Genomic DNA, 16,607 nt, shown 5'->3' with positions numbered 1-16,607 from the left:
TTTTAAATCTATGCGAAATCAGTTTAATCCTTTTAATCTGTGGCAAGAAAAATAATTCGAGAAATTAGTGCAATTCGTGGCAAAAAAAATACTGCTCAAAACAAAATCGTTTCATAAATTTGATTTAACGATAAAATTTGCATTATTTGCAAAATAAAACAAAAACGACTGAATTAAATTAATTTTATAACAGCAAAACATATATGGCATTTTCAAGTTTATTCCGAAAGAAAACAGTACAGGATATTCTGAAGCAGGTTGCTCAGAACGAATCAGATGGTCATAATGCACTAGGTAAACATTTGACCACTAGAGATTTAACTGCATTCGGAATAGCAGCTATTGTTGGAGCAGGAATTTTTAGTACAATTGGAAAAGCCAGTGCAGATGGAGGTCCAGCTGTAATCTTTTTATTCTTATTTACCGCTTTGGCTTGTAGTTTTGCCGCTTTCGCTTATGCCGAATTTGCTTCAATGGTTCCAGTTTCAGGAAGTGCTTATACCTATTCGTACGTTGCTTTTGGAGAATTAATCGCTTGGATTATCGGTTGGGCATTAATTATGGAATATGCCGTCGGAAATATAACCGTTGCGATATCTTGGAGTGATTATTTTACGGGACTTCTCCAAAGCGGTGGAATTCATCTCCCACAATGGATTCAAATGGATTATTTAACCGCTTCAAATGGATTTAAAGATGCCGAAGCTTTAATGCGAGGCGGAAAATCATTCGAAAATTTAAGTACTGCTTTGCAACAAGCGCACACAGCGTGGACAACGGCGCCAACTTTAGGATCATTTCACTTCGTTACTGATATTCCTGCATTATTCATTATTATTTTGATTACAGCTTTGGTTTACAGAGGAATGAAAGAATCTCGTAATGCGAGTAACTTAATGGTTGTGGTGAAACTTTGTGTTGTACTTTTAGTAATTGCAGTTGGAATATTTTATGTTGATACAGCAAACTGGGATCCGTTTGCTCCAAATGGAGTTGGCGGAGTTTTAAAAGGAGTTTCAGCAGTTTTCTTTGCTTATATTGGTTTTGACGCTATTTCAACAACAGCAGAAGAATGTAAAAATCCACAGCGCGATTTACCACGGGGAATGATGTGGGCAATTATTATATGTACGATTCTTTATATTGCAATTGCTTTGGTTTTAACCGGAATGGTAAAATATCACGAATTAAATGTTGGAGATCCTCTGGCGTTTGTTTTCGATAAATTAGACTTAAAATGGATGTCGGGAATTATTGCCGTAAGTGCAGTAGTGGCAATGGCGAGTGTTTTATTGGTTTTCCAAATGGGACAGCCTCGTATCTGGATGAGCATGAGCCGTGATGGTTTATTGCCAAAGAAATTTTCTACGGTTCACCCAAAATTTAAAACACCATCTTTTGCTACAATTGTAACAGGTTTTGTAGTTGCAGTTCCAGCTTTGTTTTTGAACTTGACAATGGTAACTGATTTATGCAGTATCGGAACTTTATTTGCCTTTGTATTGGTTTGTGCAGGAGTTTTAGTATTGCAAAATAAGCCAGAAATTCCAAGAGGAAAATTCAAAACACCTTATGTGAATTCAAAATTCATTTTGCCAGTTTTAATGATTGCGGGATTGTATTATGCTTTTGCATTCAACAATAAAGCGACAATGGCTTTTATTAATAATGAGCCGCAGATTTATGATGCAACTTCAATTGTAACATCTTTAGATAAATCTGAATCTGAAAAAGTGTTCAAGTATTTAGAAAGTATCGAAGTAAACAACAAAACTGCCGAAACATCAGATTTAGAACATTTATTAGGACAATATCAAGACGACGAAGCAAAATATGCTGAAGTTGTAAAAGGCTTGCCAATTGCTGATGCTGACAAATACGAATCAGGTTTTAGTTTGTTCAAACACAAAATTCCAATGTGGATATTCTTATTTGTTTTAGTTGGATTAGCCGTTTGGGCTTTCAGAAAAAACCTGTCTTTAATTCCGCTTTTAGGTTTAATTTGTTGTCTTTATATGATGGCCGAATTAAGCGTTTGGAACTGGATTTATTTTACAGTTTGGTTAATAATCGGATTGCTGATTTACTTTGGCTACAGCCGAAAAAATAGTAAACTAAACGTTGTTAATTATTAGTTGTTAATTATTAGTTGTTAATTGTAAATTATAAATGAAAAGCCGTTCTGATCGATTTCAGAACGGCTTTTTTTATCGCATTTTTGTCATTTCGACGAAGGAGAAATCTCCGCAAGTAACTCCGCAACGAAAAACCAATCTTTGTAGAGCTTTTCGCGGAGATTTCTCCTTCGTCGAAATGACAAACAAGAGTTGTTAAACCTGTAAAACCCGTGGGCTGGAAAGTTTCAAAATCCCAAGCTCAATCATGCACTGTTTCATCATTTCATAAGTACGATCAATATCATTATCTAAACCAATAGAAAAACGAATCAAACCATCTGTTAATCCCATTTCTTTTTGTTCTTCTAACGGAATTTCACTCGAAGTTGAGGTTCCCGGCGCGCTAAATAACGTTTTATAAAAACCTAAACTTACCGCCAAATATCCAAGGTTTCGTTCCTGCATCAATTCCATTAATTCATTTGCTTTTTCCAAAGTGCCAACATCAATTGTCAGCATTCCGCCAAAACCATATTCTGGATTAATCATCGTTTTGTACAATTCATGACTCGGGTGACTTTTTAATCCCGGATAAACTGTTTTTAAACCGTCTTTTTCAAATTGATCCGCCAGAAAATGCGCGTTATGACTGTGCTGTTTAATTCGGATATGAAGTGTTCTCAGATTTTTCATCACACTTGCAGAACGTAAACTGTCCATCGTTGGTCCCAAAAGCATACTAGCTCCAGAATTTACATTTTTCAACGAATTAATAAATTCTTTCGATGCACAAGTTACACCGCCAACCGTATCGCTGCTTCCGTTTATGTATTTCGTCAAACTATGAATCACGATATCAGCACCCAATTTTGCAGGAGAAACTGATAAAGGCGAAAACGTATTATCGACAACTAATTTCAAATTATGTTTTTTAGCAATTTTAACCAAACCACGAATGTCAGCAACTTCTAATAATGGATTACTTACCGTTTCGCAATACAAAACTTTTGTTTTTGCCGTAATTGCCGCTTCCACAATATCCAATTTTGTAATGTCAACAAAGCTCGTTTCAATTCCGAATCTTGGTGTAAAGTTTTTAAGGAAAGCGTAAGTTCCGCCATAAATAGTTCGGCTTGAAACAATGTGATCGCCCGCACCGCACAATTGCAAAAGAGTAGGCGTAATCGCTCCCATTCCCGAAGCCGAGACATTTGCTGTTTCTGTTCCTTCCATCGCTGCCAAAGCCTGATCTAAATACAAATTACTTGGCGAAGAATGACGCGAATACAAATAACAGCCTTCCATATTCCCTTCGAAAGTATCAAACATAGTTTTCGCCGAAAGAAAAGTATAAGTCGAAGAATCAGAAATCGACGGATTCACACCGCCAAATTCACCAAAGTATTGCAAATCTTGAATTTTATCTGCTGGGTTAAAGTCTTTCATAATAGTTAGTTTTTGTTTGTTTTGTTTCAAGTTTCAGGTTTCAAGTTCCAACAACCTGAAACTTAAAACCTGAAACAATAATTTTTAGGAGCTATTCCAGCTTTCCGTTTCAAGTCCTCATAAAAAAGTCAAAGTTTCCAATGTTCTAAAAAGAGCTTCCGTTGGTCGCTTTTTTAAAACAAGAAACTTTTGCCTTTTTTACTCCGGGCTTTCCACTTCAATCTGGGCTAGGACTCTCGTTTTCAAAAGAAATTCTATTCAAAGTAAAGTGTAATCAGAAAATTAATCAACCATTTATCTAATAATTGGATTTTAAAACTATAAAATTGTATTTTTTATGATTTTTAATCTAAATTTGATGTAAAAAGTGTAACTCAGTAGATTTTCATTCTTTTCAATAACTATCAAGAATCAACCAAAAACCTTCAACCAAAAACCATCACCATTATGACTTTAGACGAAATCGATAAAAAACTCTTGGTATTATTACAAACCGACAGTAAAAAAACTAACAAAGAATTGTCTTTAAAACTCAATCTTTCGGTGACTGCGGTTTACGAACGAATTAAAAAACTCGAACGCGAAGGCATAATTAAAAACTACGCAGCCTTAGTCGATAAATCTAAAATCGAAAAAGGATTTGTAGTGTTTTGCCATTTAAAATTGATTCAGCACACCAAAGAATTCTTGACAAAATTTGAAAACGAAGTCATCAAACTCAACGAAGTTTTAGAATGCCATCACGTAAGTGGCGATTACGATTATATTCTAAAAGTCTTAGTAAAAGATATGGAAGCTTACAGGGAATTTTTAGTAACCAAATTAACTTCGTTACAACATATTGGAAGCACACAAAGTATGTTTATGATTAGTGAAGTGAAGAATTCGACGGTGATTTCTTTTTAGGAAGGTTCAAAGTTGCAGAGTGGCAAAGGTTCAAAGTTTTTTTTTGTAGAGACGCACTGCAGTGCGTCTAACGCCCAGTTTGTTATTTCGAATGAAAGGAGAAATCGCACACGAAACACCACAAAGTATATTTCCAATCTTTGTCGAGCTTCTTGCGGAGATTTCTCCTTTCAGTCGAAATGACAATAGTTCGTGATAATCTTTGCCTTAAAAAACTTTGCGACTCTGCGCCTTTGCGAGATTAAAAAAGAAACCTTTGCGTAATTCTTAGCGCCCTTTGCGGTAAAACTTCACAACAAAATTTCACACAAAAAACATTGAAAATTAAACTTCAAACAAAACTTTATTGCTTAATTTTGTAACCGCTAAAATAAAAACAAAATACTATGAGTTCATTTGACGTAGTCATTATAGGTTCAGGTCCTGGAGGATATGTATCAGCAATTCGTTGCGCACAATTAGGTTTCAAAACTGCAATTGTAGAAAAATATAATTCATTAGGCGGAACTTGCCTTAACGTAGGTTGTATTCCTTCAAAAGCATTATTATCTTCTTCTCATCATTATGCTGAAATTGCTCATTTCGCAGATCACGGAATCGAAGTTTCTGGAGATGTAAAAATTAATTTAGAGAAAATGATTGCCCGCAAACAAGCTGTTGTTGATCAAACTGTTGGCGGAATCAATTATTTAATGGATAAAAATAAAATCACGGTTTTCAATGGTTTAGGTTCTTTCGTAGATGCAACGCACATTGCAGTTGCAAAAGCTGACGGAACATCAGAAACTATCGAAGCAAAATATACTGTAATCGCTACAGGATCAAAACCATCTTCTTTACCATTCATCAAAATTGATAAAGAAAGAATCATCACTTCTACTGAAGCTTTGGCTTTAAAAGAAGTTCCAAAACACTTAGTAATTATTGGTGGAGGAGTTATTGGAATCGAGCTTGGACAAGTTTATTTACGTCTTGGTGCTCAGGTTTCTGTAGTTGAATTCATGGATAGAATCATTCCAGGAATGGACGGTTCTCTTTCTAAAGAATTAACTAAAGTGTTGAAAAAACAAGGAATGAAATTCTACGTTTCTCACAAAGTAAAATCGGTTGAAAGAAACGGCGATGCTGTTACAGTTCAGGCTGAAAATGCAAAAGGAGAAACAATCACACTTGAAGGAGATTATTCATTAGTTTCTGTTGGTCGTCGTCCTTACACAGACGGATTAAACGCTGACAAAGCCGGAGTTAAAATTTCAGACAGAGGGCAAGTTGAAGTAAACGATCATTTACAAACTAGCGTTCCTAATATCTATGCTATTGGTGATGTTGTTCGTGGAGCAATGTTGGCGCACAAAGCAGAGGAAGAAGGAGTAATGGTTGCTGAAATTTTAGCAGGTCAAAAACCACATATCGATTACAATTTAATTCCTGGTGTTGTTTATACTTGGCCAGAAGTTGCAGCAGTTGGACAAACTGAAGAACAATTGAAAGCCGCAGGAGTTAAATATAAATCTGGAAGTTTCCCATTCAAAGCGTTAGGACGTGCAAGAGCAAGTGCTGACTTAGATGGATTTGTAAAAATCTTGGCTGATGAAAAAACAGATGAGGTTTTAGGAGTTCACATGATTGGAGCTCGTACAGCAGATTTAATTGCTGAAGCGGTTACTGCAATGGAATTCAAAGCTTCTGCTGAAGATATTTCAAGAATGAGTCATGCGCACCCAACTTTCGCGGAAGCGGTAAAAGAAGCAGCATTGGCAGCAACTGAAAATAGAGCTTTACACGTATAATTTTTTACGTAAATCATATTTTAAGACCGTCTCGTTAAAAAACGAGACGGTTTTTTTTATTCTTTAATTAGCTTGAAAGTATAATAAGTTTCCTGATTTTTTAAATAAACGCTGTAAGTATTGTTTTTCTCATCGTAAATTTTATATCTGTATTTGTCGCCTTTTGTGCTTAAATTTTTTCTTGATAAATTATTGCTCTCAATAAATTCAAGTTCAAATTCGCAATTGCTTTTGTTTCTATAAAAGAGTTTAGAAAAAGTGTTATCACTAAACTTTTCTATCCAATATTTTCCATCTATAGTTACTTCGACTTTGTCGCCAGTGCTTTCCCAGTAATAATATTTTGAATTTTCTTGGAAACTGTCACATTGTTTTCTCGTAATGTTTTCTACGGGTTGATTTTCCTGCATTCCCCATCCGTTTTCTGTTGGTTTTTTTGGGAATAGTGCATTAAATTCGTTACAGTTTTTTTGCAATCGATAAATCATTTTTTCGAAAGCTTTTCGTTGTGATATACTATCGCCAAATTTTGCCAAAAAAGGCATGATGTGAGATTTATTAATGGTATTCAGCCTAATTTCGTTATGCAAGTTCTTATTTTGAATTAATGACTTGCATATTTCAGTGTTTAAAGAGTCTACTGTTTGAAGGGTTTGAGATCTACTGATAAAAGAAAAGAAAATAAAAAAAAGCAATAAATGTATTTTCATTTTTACAACATTGGTTAGTTGTCAAATTTAATAGTTTGGTTCTTATGTTGTAAGTGTTTTTTTAGATTTTTAAGACACATTATTTTTGACGCTTAAAAATATAAACTTGAAGAAAAATTTTGTAAATTAGATGTGTATTTCATGTGCTATCTTTATGTTATTAAAAAAAGATAGTATTATGAAAACTAAATATATAGTTCCGGTTTTGATTGGAGCAGGGATTGGACTCGCATTATATTCTTGCGGAGGAGGAATTCCTAAAAACGCAAAAGCTGTAACCAATTTTGACAGCAATAAATATCTCGGAAAATGGTATGAAATGGCTAGATTAGATTACAAATGGGAAAGAGATTTAAATAATGTTACGGCAGAATATTCTTTAAACGAAGATAAAACTATAAAAGTCGATAATAAGGGCTATAATGTCAGAAAAGACAAATGGGAGGAAAGTGTCGGGAAAGCTAGATTTGTCAAAAAAGACAATATTGGTATGCTTAAGGTCTCATTTTTTGGTCCTTTTTATTCAGGTTATAATGTTGTAGCAATCGATCAAGATTACAAATACGCATTGGTTGCTGGAGAAAGCCTAAAATACATGTGGATACTTTCTAGAGAAAAAACTATTCCTGAAAGTGTAAAAGCAGATTTTCTGATCAAAGCACAAGAAATAGGATATAAAGTAACCGATTTGGTTTGGGTGAAACACGATAAAACGAATTAAACAAAAACCCGACAGTTATAAACTGTCGGGTTTTTTATTTTTAAATGGAATATAAATTATGGAGTAAATATGCTTTTGTAATTGTTCCAGTATCTGTAGATCAAAAATAAGTTTGCCAGAAATAATAATATTGCAATCGGCAGTCCTTCTGGGGCAAGAAAATAATTGATAAACAAAATGTTTACCGTAATCGGTAAGATCAAAATATTTGCTAAAGTTACATAACGCCCTGTTACAAATGCAATTCCGCAAAGCAGCTCGATAGATTTAGCTAAAGGCATTAAATAAGTCGAAGCCATTAAACCTACATTAAAAGCTTTAAAATTTCCTGTAGTTTCAGGCTCTGGCATTAAATGAAAAAAGTAACTGATAGAAGCAAAAAGTAACAAAAGACCAACTAAAACGCGGACAATAATTGTGGCAATTTTCATAATACTTAGGATTTTTTAAGGTTAAAAAATATAAATAAGTTATTGGAAAAGATGCATTTTTTAAAGTCTCAAAACGAGAAACAAAACAAATTTTTGACTGTGTTTTTGAGAATTTTACAATCAAATCAATTTAATTTTAGGATTAAACTAACTGTATATCAAATATAACGAATTTTTTCTTATTAAACAGCTGTATTTTTAACAGTTTTAATAAAATTTACTGCATCGGCTTATCAAAAAATTTTGTCGTAATTTTGAAGTTTAAAATTATCATTTTTGAGAGTTTCCATTCATAAAAATATTGCCAATCCAAAACTGTTTAGAGAACAGCTTTTAAGTTGGGCGCAACAGTTTCGCGAGGTCATTTTTTTAGACAGCAATTCATATCCACAGCAGTATTCTAATTTTGACTGCGTATTAGCCGCAGATGCATTTACTTCTTTAAAAACAGATTATTTCAATGCTTTTGAAGATTTAAAACAATATCAGCAAAATACAAAAGATTGGCTTTTTGGCTATCTTTCTTACGATTTGAAAAATGATATAGAAAATCTTCATTCTAATAATTTTGACGGTTTAAATTTTCCAGATTTGTTTTTCTTTCAACCTAAAAAAATTTTTATTCTGAAAGGAAATGATCTTGAAATTCAATATTTAATAATGTGCGACGATGAGGTTGAAGAAGATTTTGAAGAAATAGTCGAAAGTCGAAAGTCAAAAGTCGAAAGTTCTGGATCGTTAAAAATAGAACAACGTATTTCTAAAGAATTATATGTTGAAAAAGTAAATAAAATGCTCCAACATATTCATGTTGGCGATATGTACGAAGCTAATTTCTGTATGGAATTTTATGCTGAAGATGCAACTATTAATCCGTTAGAGAAATTTCAGAAATTGAATGAGATTTCGCAAGCACCATTTACTGTTTTCTTTAAAAATCATAAACAATATTTGCTTTCTGCTTCGCCAGAACGTTATTTAACAAAAGTTGGAGATAAAATTATTTCTCAGCCAATAAAAGGAACTTCTAAGCGTTTTTCAGATCTTATTGAAGATGAAAAATCTAAAAATATTCTAGTTTCTGATGCCAAAGAACGCTCAGAAAACATCATGATAACCGATTTAGTTCGAAATGATTTATCGCATACAGCACAAAAAGGTTCTGTTGAAGTTGAAGAACTTTGCGGAATTTATTCTTTTCTGCAAGTTCATCAAATGATTTCTACGGTAACGTCAAGATTAGATGCCCAATATTCTCCTGTTGATGTTTTGAAAACTACCTTTCCGATGGGAAGCATGACTGGCGCACCAAAAATTTCTGTAATGGAAATTATTGAAAATTTAGAGGAAACAAAAAGAGGTTTGTACAGCGGTGCAATTGGTTATTTTACGCCCGACGGAGATTTTGATTTTAATGTCGTAATCAGAAGTATTTTGTACAATCAAGAAAATAAATATGTTTCGTTTTCGGTTGGAAGTGCCATAACATCGCTTTCAATTCCTGAAAAAGAATACGAAGAATGTTTGTTGAAGGCGAAAGCAATGCACGAAGTTTTGCAATAATTTTTTTCGCCACGAATTGCACGAATTTTCACGAATTATCTTTCTTCAATTTTAAATAAAAAAATATTTGCCACAGATTAAAGGATTAAAATGATTAAAAAAAATCTGTGTAAATCCTTTTAATCTGTGGCAAAACAAAAGTAATTCGTGTTAATTCGTGCAATTCGTGGCAAAGAACCATGACTTAACATTTCATTTAAAAATAGATCGAATTTAATTTTTTACTTTTATCAGATGTTTTCAAAATTTCAAAACCATATCATTTCGAGATTTCCATTCTTAGCAGAAAAAAAACTTTTTCTAGCAGTAAGTGGCGGATTGGATAGTATGGTTTTGCTTCATTTGTTTGAACAACTGCCTTATGAAATTGCCGTTTTGCATTGCAATTTTCAACTTCGTGGAGTAGAAAGCTTTGGCGATCAAGAATTTATTCAGAATTTCTGTGCTCAAAATAATATTCCAATATTTACCACTCATTTTGATACTGAAGCTTTCGCTAAAGATTATAAATTATCGACGCAAGTTGCGGCAAGAGAACTCCGTTACAGTTGGTTTTACGAACTTTTGGAAGAAGAAAACTTCGATTATATCTTAACAGCACATCATGCCGACGATAATTTGGAAACTTTTATTATCAATTTAACTCGCGGAACTGGTTTAGAAGGTTTAACGGGAATTCCAGAGCAAAATGATAAAATTATTAGACCGCTTTTGCCTTTTTCAAGAGAAGAAATCTTGAAATATGCCGAAGAAAATAAAATAGAATGGCGAGAAGATAGCAGTAATGCTTCAACGAAATATTTGCGAAATAAAATTCGCCATAATTTAGTTCCGGTTTTAAAAGAAATCAATCCAAATTTTCTGGATGCTTTTCAAAAAACACAATCTTTTCTGCAGGAATCAAAAGAAATGGTGGAGGATGCCTCGATTATGATTTATCAGCAAGTGGCAAAAGAAGCTGGAGATGATATTCATTTCGATTTAAATCAATTAAAAAAACTTCCGAATTACAAATCGTATTTATATCAATGGCTAAATGAATTTGGTTTTTCGGCTTGGAATGATATTTACGATTTAGTAGAAGGGCAATCTGGAAAACAGATATTTTCTGAAGAGTTTAGATTGTTGAAAAATAGAGAAACTTTGATTTTAAGTCCGTTTTCTGAAACGTCAGAAAAGGAAGAATACGTGATTAATGAAAACGATACAGACGTTAATTTTCCCTTAAAAATAAGTCTTTGTAACGTAGGTCACACAACTTATGATTCAAATAGAGTTATATTTGTCGACGCCGATAAAATCCGTTTCCCTTTATTATTGCGTAAATGGAAAGAAGGGGATGTTTTTCAGCCTTTTGGAATGCACGGAAAATCTAAAAAAGTTAGTAAGCTTTTTAAAGATGAGAAGCTTTCATTAATAGAAAAAGAAAAAACATGGATTTTGTGTTCAGACGATCAAATAGTTTGGGTTGCAGGAATTAGACAAGATGAACGTTTTAAAATAGAAAAAGCCACAAATAAAATATATAAAATAGAATTACAATAATGAACTTTACTCAAAATCCTCAGACAAGTTTGTCAAGAAATATTTGGACTAAATCTCTGTTACTTTTCTTGTTTTTCTTTGCTTTTGCAAAAGGGAATGCACAAATTTTAGAGCCAGTAAAATGGACTTCTAAAATTGAAAAAAAAGGAAGTAATGCCGTTTTAATATTTGATGCCGTTATCGAAAAAGATTGGCATATGTATTCGCAATTTACTCCAGAAGGCGGACCTTTAGCTTTAGAAATTACTTTTAAAAACCAAAAAGGAAACTATGAATTAGTTGGAAAAGCCAAAGAAGGTAAAACCAGAACAGCTTACAACGATGTTTTTGAAGTTAATGAAACTTTTTTTGAAGGAAAAGCGCACATTGAGCAAGAGATTAAAATTATCAATCCAAACTTAAAAACGGTCGATGTAGATTTTGATTTTCAGGTTTGTAAAGAAGTTTGCATCAATTCTAGCAAAAAGTTCTCAATTGCAGTTCCTTCCACTTTTAAAATAGAGGAAATTCCAGTTGTTGCTGAAGCAAAAGCGGATGAAACTAAAGTAGTAGGAATCGCGGTTGATACTGTTAAAAAAGAAGAAGCAATTCAGCCAAAAGTTGAGAAAACTACAGAAATAGCTAAAGAAGAAATTCCTGCGCCAGCATCATCAAGAAGTTTATGGTCTATCTTTTTTGTAGCTTTCTTGTTCGGATTTACTGCGCTGTTGACACCTTGCGTTTTCCCAATGATTCCGATGACAGTAAGTTTCTTTACTAAGCAAAGTAAAACAAGAGCTGCTGGAATAAAAAATGCTATTATTTACGGTGTTTCTATTATCGTAATTTATGTTGGTTTAGGATTAATTGTTACTAAAATATTTGGTGCAGATGCTTTAAATGCTTTGTCTACAGATGTTTGGTTTAATCTTATTTTCTTTGTGATTTTAGTAGTTTTTGCTACTTCATTTTTAGGAGCATTCGAAATTATGCTTCCAAATTCATGGGCAAACAAAGCAGATGAACAAGCCGATAAAGGCGGGATAATTGGTATATTGTTTATGGCATTGGCTTTAGCAATTGTGTCTTTTTCTTGTACAGGACCAATCGTAGGTACAATTTTGGTTGAAGCTGCGACAAATGGAGGAATCGCTCCAGCAATCGGAATGTTAGGGTTTTCTACTGCATTGGCACTTCCATTTATGTTGTTTGCAATGTTTCCGGGCTGGTTAAATTCATTGCCAAAATCTGGAGGTTGGTTAAATACAGTAAAAGTTGTTTTAGGATTTTTAGAATTAGCATTTGCATTTAAATTTTTATCAAATGCCGATTTAGTTTTACAGTTGCACTTTTTAGAAAGAGAAGTGTTTATCGCCATCTGGATCGCTATTTTTGCTGCAATGACTTTGTATTTATTCGGAAAAATTACATTACCGCATGATAGTCCAACGCACCATATTTCTGTTGGAAGATTATATTTAGGATTATTGACTTTGGTATTTACAATGTATTTAATTCCTGGACTTTGGGGAGCGCCTTTAAAATTAATCAGCGCGTTTCCGCCGCCTCCAACATATAGTGAAAGTCCGTTTGGAGTAGGAGGATCTGGAAATGGTGGTGTGTCTGCAGAATCAGCAAAAGGACTTCCGAAAGGTGCAGAATTAGGTCCTCACGGAATTATGGTTTTTCACGATTACGAAGACGGTTTGGCTTATGCAAAAGAAATTAAAAAGCCAATTATGCTTGATTTTACAGGATACGCTTGTGTAAATTGTAGAAAAATGGAAAACAATGTTTGGTCTGAGCCTGAAATTTTGCCAATTCTAAAAAATGATGTTGTTTTAATTTCGCTTTATGTTGATGATAAACGCGAACTTCCAAAAGAAGAACAATTTACAACGGCATCAGGAGATAAAATTATTACAACTGGTGATAAATGGACAGATTTTATGATTTCAAAATATAAAACTAATACGCAGCCTTTGTATGTAATTACAGATTTAGAAGGAAATAATTTGAACGCTTCTAAACCAACAATTAGTTATGTAAGTGCTGATGAATATTTAAAATGGTTGAAAGAGGGGATTTCTAATTTTAAATAAAAGAATTAAGAATTAAGAATTAAGAATTAAGAATTAAGAATTAAGAATTTTAGCTTTAAATACTTTATTTTAAAAGATATAATATATTTTCTTGGGGGTTGAAATTAATTCAAACAAAAGCGCTCTAATTAATTTTAGAGCGCTTTTTTATTTTATGTGGTATAGAGAAGATTCAATATCGTTTTACTAGTGACTATTTTGTTTATTAATTTGTTAGGTGATTTTCTATGACTTTGGGTGAAGTTGATTTAATTAAAAAAGCGCCCTAAAATTAATTAGAGCGCTTCTTCTTTTATCCAGTAACGAAAGTTGAAAATTAATTTCTTATAAGAATTCTCCGTGTTGAGAAATATCTAATCCTAATTCTTCTTTTTCTTCAGTAACTCTTAGAGGAGTAATTTTATTAACGATGAAGAATAAAACATAAGAAGCAACAAAAGCAAAGATTGAAACAACAACTAAAGCAGTTAATTGGTTGATGAATAATGTTGGAGTTCCGAAGATTAAACCTTGATTATCTCCAACTGCTGGGTTGATTGCTTTTGAAGCAAAAACACCAGTTAACAACATACCTACCATACCACCAACACCGTGACAAGCAAATACATCAAGAGCATCGTCGATTTTTCCTTTAGGGAATTTGCTCACAACAATGTTACTAACAATTGCAGAGAATAAACCAATAAAGATTGCATGAGAAATACTTACGAAACCAGCAGCAGGCGTGATAGCAACAAGACCTACAACAGCTCCAATACAAGCTCCAAGAGCAGATAATTTGTGTCCTAAGATTTTATCAAGGAAAACCCATGCCATAGCAGCAGCTGCAGCAGCAACAGTAGTTGTTCCTAATGCTTGAGTTGCAAGACCGTTTGCTCCTAAAGCAGAACCAGCGTTGAAACCAAACCATCCGAACCAAAGTAAACCTGTTCCTAACAATACATAAGTAATTCTAGCAGGATTTGCTTTTTGAACTTTTCTTTTTCCTAAGAAAATAGCTCCAGCCAATGCGGCCCATCCAGCACTCATGTGTACTACAGTTCCTCCAGCGAAGTCAAGAACTCCCATTTTGAAGAAAACTCCATCAGGATGCCAAGTCATGTGAGCAAGCGGAGTGTATATTAAAATGATGAATAAAACCATAAATAACAAATACGCCCAGAAACGGATACGTTCTGCAAATGCTCCAGTGATTAACGCAGGAGTAATGATAGCGAATTTTGCCTGAAATAATGCGAATAACATAAAAGGAATCGTTGGTGCAAGGCTCCAAGCTGTGTTTGTTCCAACACCTTCAAAGAATAAATTAGTAGATGGATTACCAATAATACCTCCAATAGTTGGTCCAAAAGCTAATCCGAAAGCAACAACAACCCATAAAATTGTAACAATTACCATTGCCATAAAACTTTGTAGCATAGTACTAATTACGTTCTTCTTACCTACCATACCTCCGTAGAAGAAACCTAATCCAGGTGTCATTAACAATACAAATGCAGTTGCAACGATCATCCAGGCAGTATCTCCCGTATCAAACTTTACAGCTTCTGCTGGAATTGGGTTATCTGCAATGATAAAGTTTGAAATAAAGGTTAGTACTAAAATCGTGATAAGAATCACACTTAAAATAATTTTTCGCATAGTTATTTAGTTTTAAAATTTTTGATAAAAGTATAAAATGATTTTATACCCCCTAAAAAAATATAGTCTAGTGTTTAATTTTTGTTAATTTTATATTTTAACCCCCTCTATTTTGAGTGTATCTGTTAAAAATGACTTAAATTTTACAATTTCTTAATCAAAAACAGACTGTGTTTGTGTTTTTAGACGCTTTCAGTGCTTTAAATAAGATAATAATGAGGTGTTTTTAGTTATTTGTTGAAGTATTCTTTGTGATTTTCTAAAAACAATTATTTTTTTAAAAGAAAATGGCATCAAACGAATAATCGTCTGATGCCATTTTTATGATTTTAAATTGGAAACTATTTCTGGTTGTATTTTGCTTTGAATTTATTGTTAAGCTTTACTTGAAAAGTTTCTAGATTGATATTTCTTCCTTGAATAAACGCTGTATTAAGTTTGTTTGTTCTCATATCTAGCGCGTCACCTTCAGAAATAAATAACGTAGCGTCTTTTCCAGTTTCCAAAGTACCGCAAGTAGCATCAATTCCTAATAATTTAGCTGTGTTTGAGGTTATTAATTGAACTGCTTTTTCTTTGTCTAAACCAAAAGTAGCACAAGTTCCAGCCAAGAACGGAAGATTTCTAGCGCCCATACGTTCGTTATCGCCGCTGTTCTCTAAGCCTACAAGAATACCTTTGTCGCTTAATATTTTAGCCATTTTATAAGGTAAATTAACATCTTGATCTGCGCTAGTTGGCATATCGTGAACACGTCTTAATAATACACCAATATTATATTTCTGTAAAGTTGAAGCAGCTTTGTAAGCTTCAAAACCACCAACAATAACAATTTTTTTAATGCCATTTTCGGATGCTAATTGAATAGCGTCTACAATCTGTTTTTCTTCATCTGCATGAATATATAAGGTCAGAGTTCCGTCAAACAATCCTTTTGTGGCTTCCAGAACAATATTTCTTTCTTTAGAAACAGCTTGATTGTAAGTTTTGGCATTAACGAAAAATGCATTAATTTCTTCAGACTGTTTTGGATAATCTTTGTTGGCTTCAATAATTCCTGGTTCAAACCAGTTTCCAGTTCTTCTAAAACTAGATGGAAAGTTCAGATGAATTCCGTCATTCTCTTTCAAAATAGCATCTTGCCAGCTCCATGCATCCAATTGTACAACAGATGATGTTCCAGAAATTCTACCGCCTCTCGGAGTAACCTGCGCAATCAAAACACCATTTGGGCGAACAGTTTCTACTACTTTAGATTCAGAATTATAAGCAATAATACTTCTCACATTCGGATTAAAACTGCCAATTTCTTCATCATCATTTGAAGCTTTTACGGCATCAATTTCTACTAAACCAAGCGTTGAATTTGGTGCAATAAAACCTGGATAAACATGTTTTCCGGTAGCATTAATTGTGGTATCGTATGCATTGTCTGCCAATCTTATGGTCGATGCATCGGCGACTAATGTTAGTTTTCCGTCTTTAAATCCGATTGCGCTATTTTCAATAACGGTTCCGTTTCCTATATGCGCAGTAGCGTTTAAAATTAAAACCGATTTGGTTTGTTTTGGAGCTGGTATCTGCTGTGCATTCAGTTGTGTTGAAGCGCAGAATAACAAAAACAGCTTAAATATATTTTTATGTGTCATCATTTCT

At 33.5% G+C, this 16,607-nt stretch carries 12 protein-coding genes; 7 read left to right on the top strand and 5 right to left on the bottom strand.

Annotation, left to right across the window (positions count from 1 at the left end):
• The first annotated feature begins 203 nt into the window (after positions 1–203).
• Positions 204–2,135, top strand: a complete 1,932-nt coding sequence (locus P0R33_RS05940) for an amino acid permease (protein WP_276174643.1) — start codon at positions 204–206, stop codon at positions 2,133–2,135.
• Positions 2,136–2,330: 195 nt separating this feature from the next.
• Here the strand turns inward: P0R33_RS05940 and P0R33_RS05935 are convergent, their stop codons facing one another.
• Positions 2,331–3,563, bottom strand: a complete 1,233-nt coding sequence (locus P0R33_RS05935) for an aminotransferase class I/II-fold pyridoxal phosphate-dependent enzyme (protein ID WP_276174641.1) — start codon at positions 3,561–3,563, stop codon at positions 2,331–2,333.
• Between the two features lie 447 nt (positions 3,564–4,010).
• On the opposite strand from P0R33_RS05935, the gene P0R33_RS05930 reads away from it, so the two are divergent.
• Both P0R33_RS05930 and lpdA read left to right on the top strand, forming a co-directional pair.
• Positions 4,011–4,469: an Lrp/AsnC family transcriptional regulator gene (locus tag P0R33_RS05930; RefSeq protein WP_276174640.1), complete on the top strand. Its 459-nt coding sequence runs from the start codon at positions 4,011–4,013 to the stop codon at positions 4,467–4,469.
• Positions 4,470–4,855: 386 nt separating this feature from the next.
• Positions 4,856–6,259, top strand: coding sequence for a dihydrolipoyl dehydrogenase (gene lpdA / locus P0R33_RS05925; RefSeq protein ID WP_115886283.1), 1,404 nt, complete (start codon positions 4,856–4,858; stop codon positions 6,257–6,259).
• A 56-nt stretch (positions 6,260–6,315) separates the two neighbouring features.
• Here lpdA and P0R33_RS05920 read toward each other — a convergent pair whose 3' ends face one another.
• Positions 6,316–6,849, bottom strand: a complete 534-nt coding sequence (locus tag P0R33_RS05920; RefSeq protein ID WP_276174639.1) for a hypothetical protein — start codon at positions 6,847–6,849, stop codon at positions 6,316–6,318.
• A 298-nt stretch (positions 6,850–7,147) separates the two neighbouring features.
• Here P0R33_RS05920 and P0R33_RS05915 point away from each other — a divergent pair, with 298 nt between their 5' ends.
• Positions 7,148–7,690, top strand: coding sequence for a lipocalin family protein (locus P0R33_RS05915; RefSeq protein ID WP_276174638.1), 543 nt, complete (start codon positions 7,148–7,150; stop codon positions 7,688–7,690).
• A gap of 56 nt (positions 7,691–7,746) precedes the next feature.
• On the opposite strand, the gene P0R33_RS05910 is transcribed toward P0R33_RS05915, so the two are convergent.
• A complete protein-coding gene (locus P0R33_RS05910; protein WP_223705057.1) occupies positions 7,747–8,121 on the bottom strand; it encodes a DoxX family membrane protein in 375 nt (124 codons plus the stop codon).
• A 276-nt stretch (positions 8,122–8,397) separates the two neighbouring features.
• Here P0R33_RS05910 and P0R33_RS05905 point away from each other — a divergent pair, with 276 nt between their 5' ends.
• The 3 genes from P0R33_RS05905 (at position 8,398) to P0R33_RS05895 (ending at position 13,310) form a co-directional block, all read left to right on the top strand.
• The gene (locus tag P0R33_RS05905; RefSeq protein ID WP_276174637.1) at positions 8,398–9,684 is read left to right on the top strand and encodes an anthranilate synthase component I family protein; all 1,287 of its coding nucleotides are present in this window, start codon (positions 8,398–8,400) and stop codon (positions 9,682–9,684) included.
• A 234-nt stretch (positions 9,685–9,918) separates the two neighbouring features.
• Complete coding sequence (gene tilS, locus P0R33_RS05900; protein ID WP_276174636.1) at positions 9,919–11,229, top strand: tRNA lysidine(34) synthetase TilS; 1,311 nt, start codon at positions 9,919–9,921, stop codon at positions 11,227–11,229.
• Positions 11,229–13,310 (top strand): thioredoxin family protein, encoded by a 2,082-nt coding sequence (locus P0R33_RS05895; protein WP_276174635.1) that lies wholly within the window; start codon positions 11,229–11,231, stop codon positions 13,308–13,310. The genes tilS and P0R33_RS05895 overlap by 1 nt, the downstream gene beginning before the upstream one ends.
• A gap of 324 nt (positions 13,311–13,634) precedes the next feature.
• Here P0R33_RS05895 and P0R33_RS05890 read toward each other — a convergent pair whose 3' ends face one another.
• Together P0R33_RS05890 and P0R33_RS05885 are read right to left on the bottom strand one after the other, a co-directional pair.
• Complete coding sequence (locus P0R33_RS05890) at positions 13,635–14,951, bottom strand: ammonium transporter (RefSeq protein ID WP_184166921.1); 1,317 nt, start codon at positions 14,949–14,951, stop codon at positions 13,635–13,637.
• Between the two features lie 341 nt (positions 14,952–15,292).
• Entirely contained in the window at positions 15,293–16,600 is a 1,308-nt protein-coding gene (locus P0R33_RS05885; RefSeq protein ID WP_276175692.1) for an amidohydrolase family protein, read from the bottom strand.
• Between the last annotated feature and the right edge of the window lie 7 nt (positions 16,601–16,607).

Origin of the sequence: Flavobacterium sp. YJ01 (genome assembly GCF_029320955.1) — a bacterium.
In the GTDB taxonomy this organism is placed as follows: domain Bacteria; phylum Bacteroidota; class Bacteroidia; order Flavobacteriales; family Flavobacteriaceae; genus Flavobacterium.
This window is presented reverse-complemented; position numbering and strand designations above follow the sequence as displayed.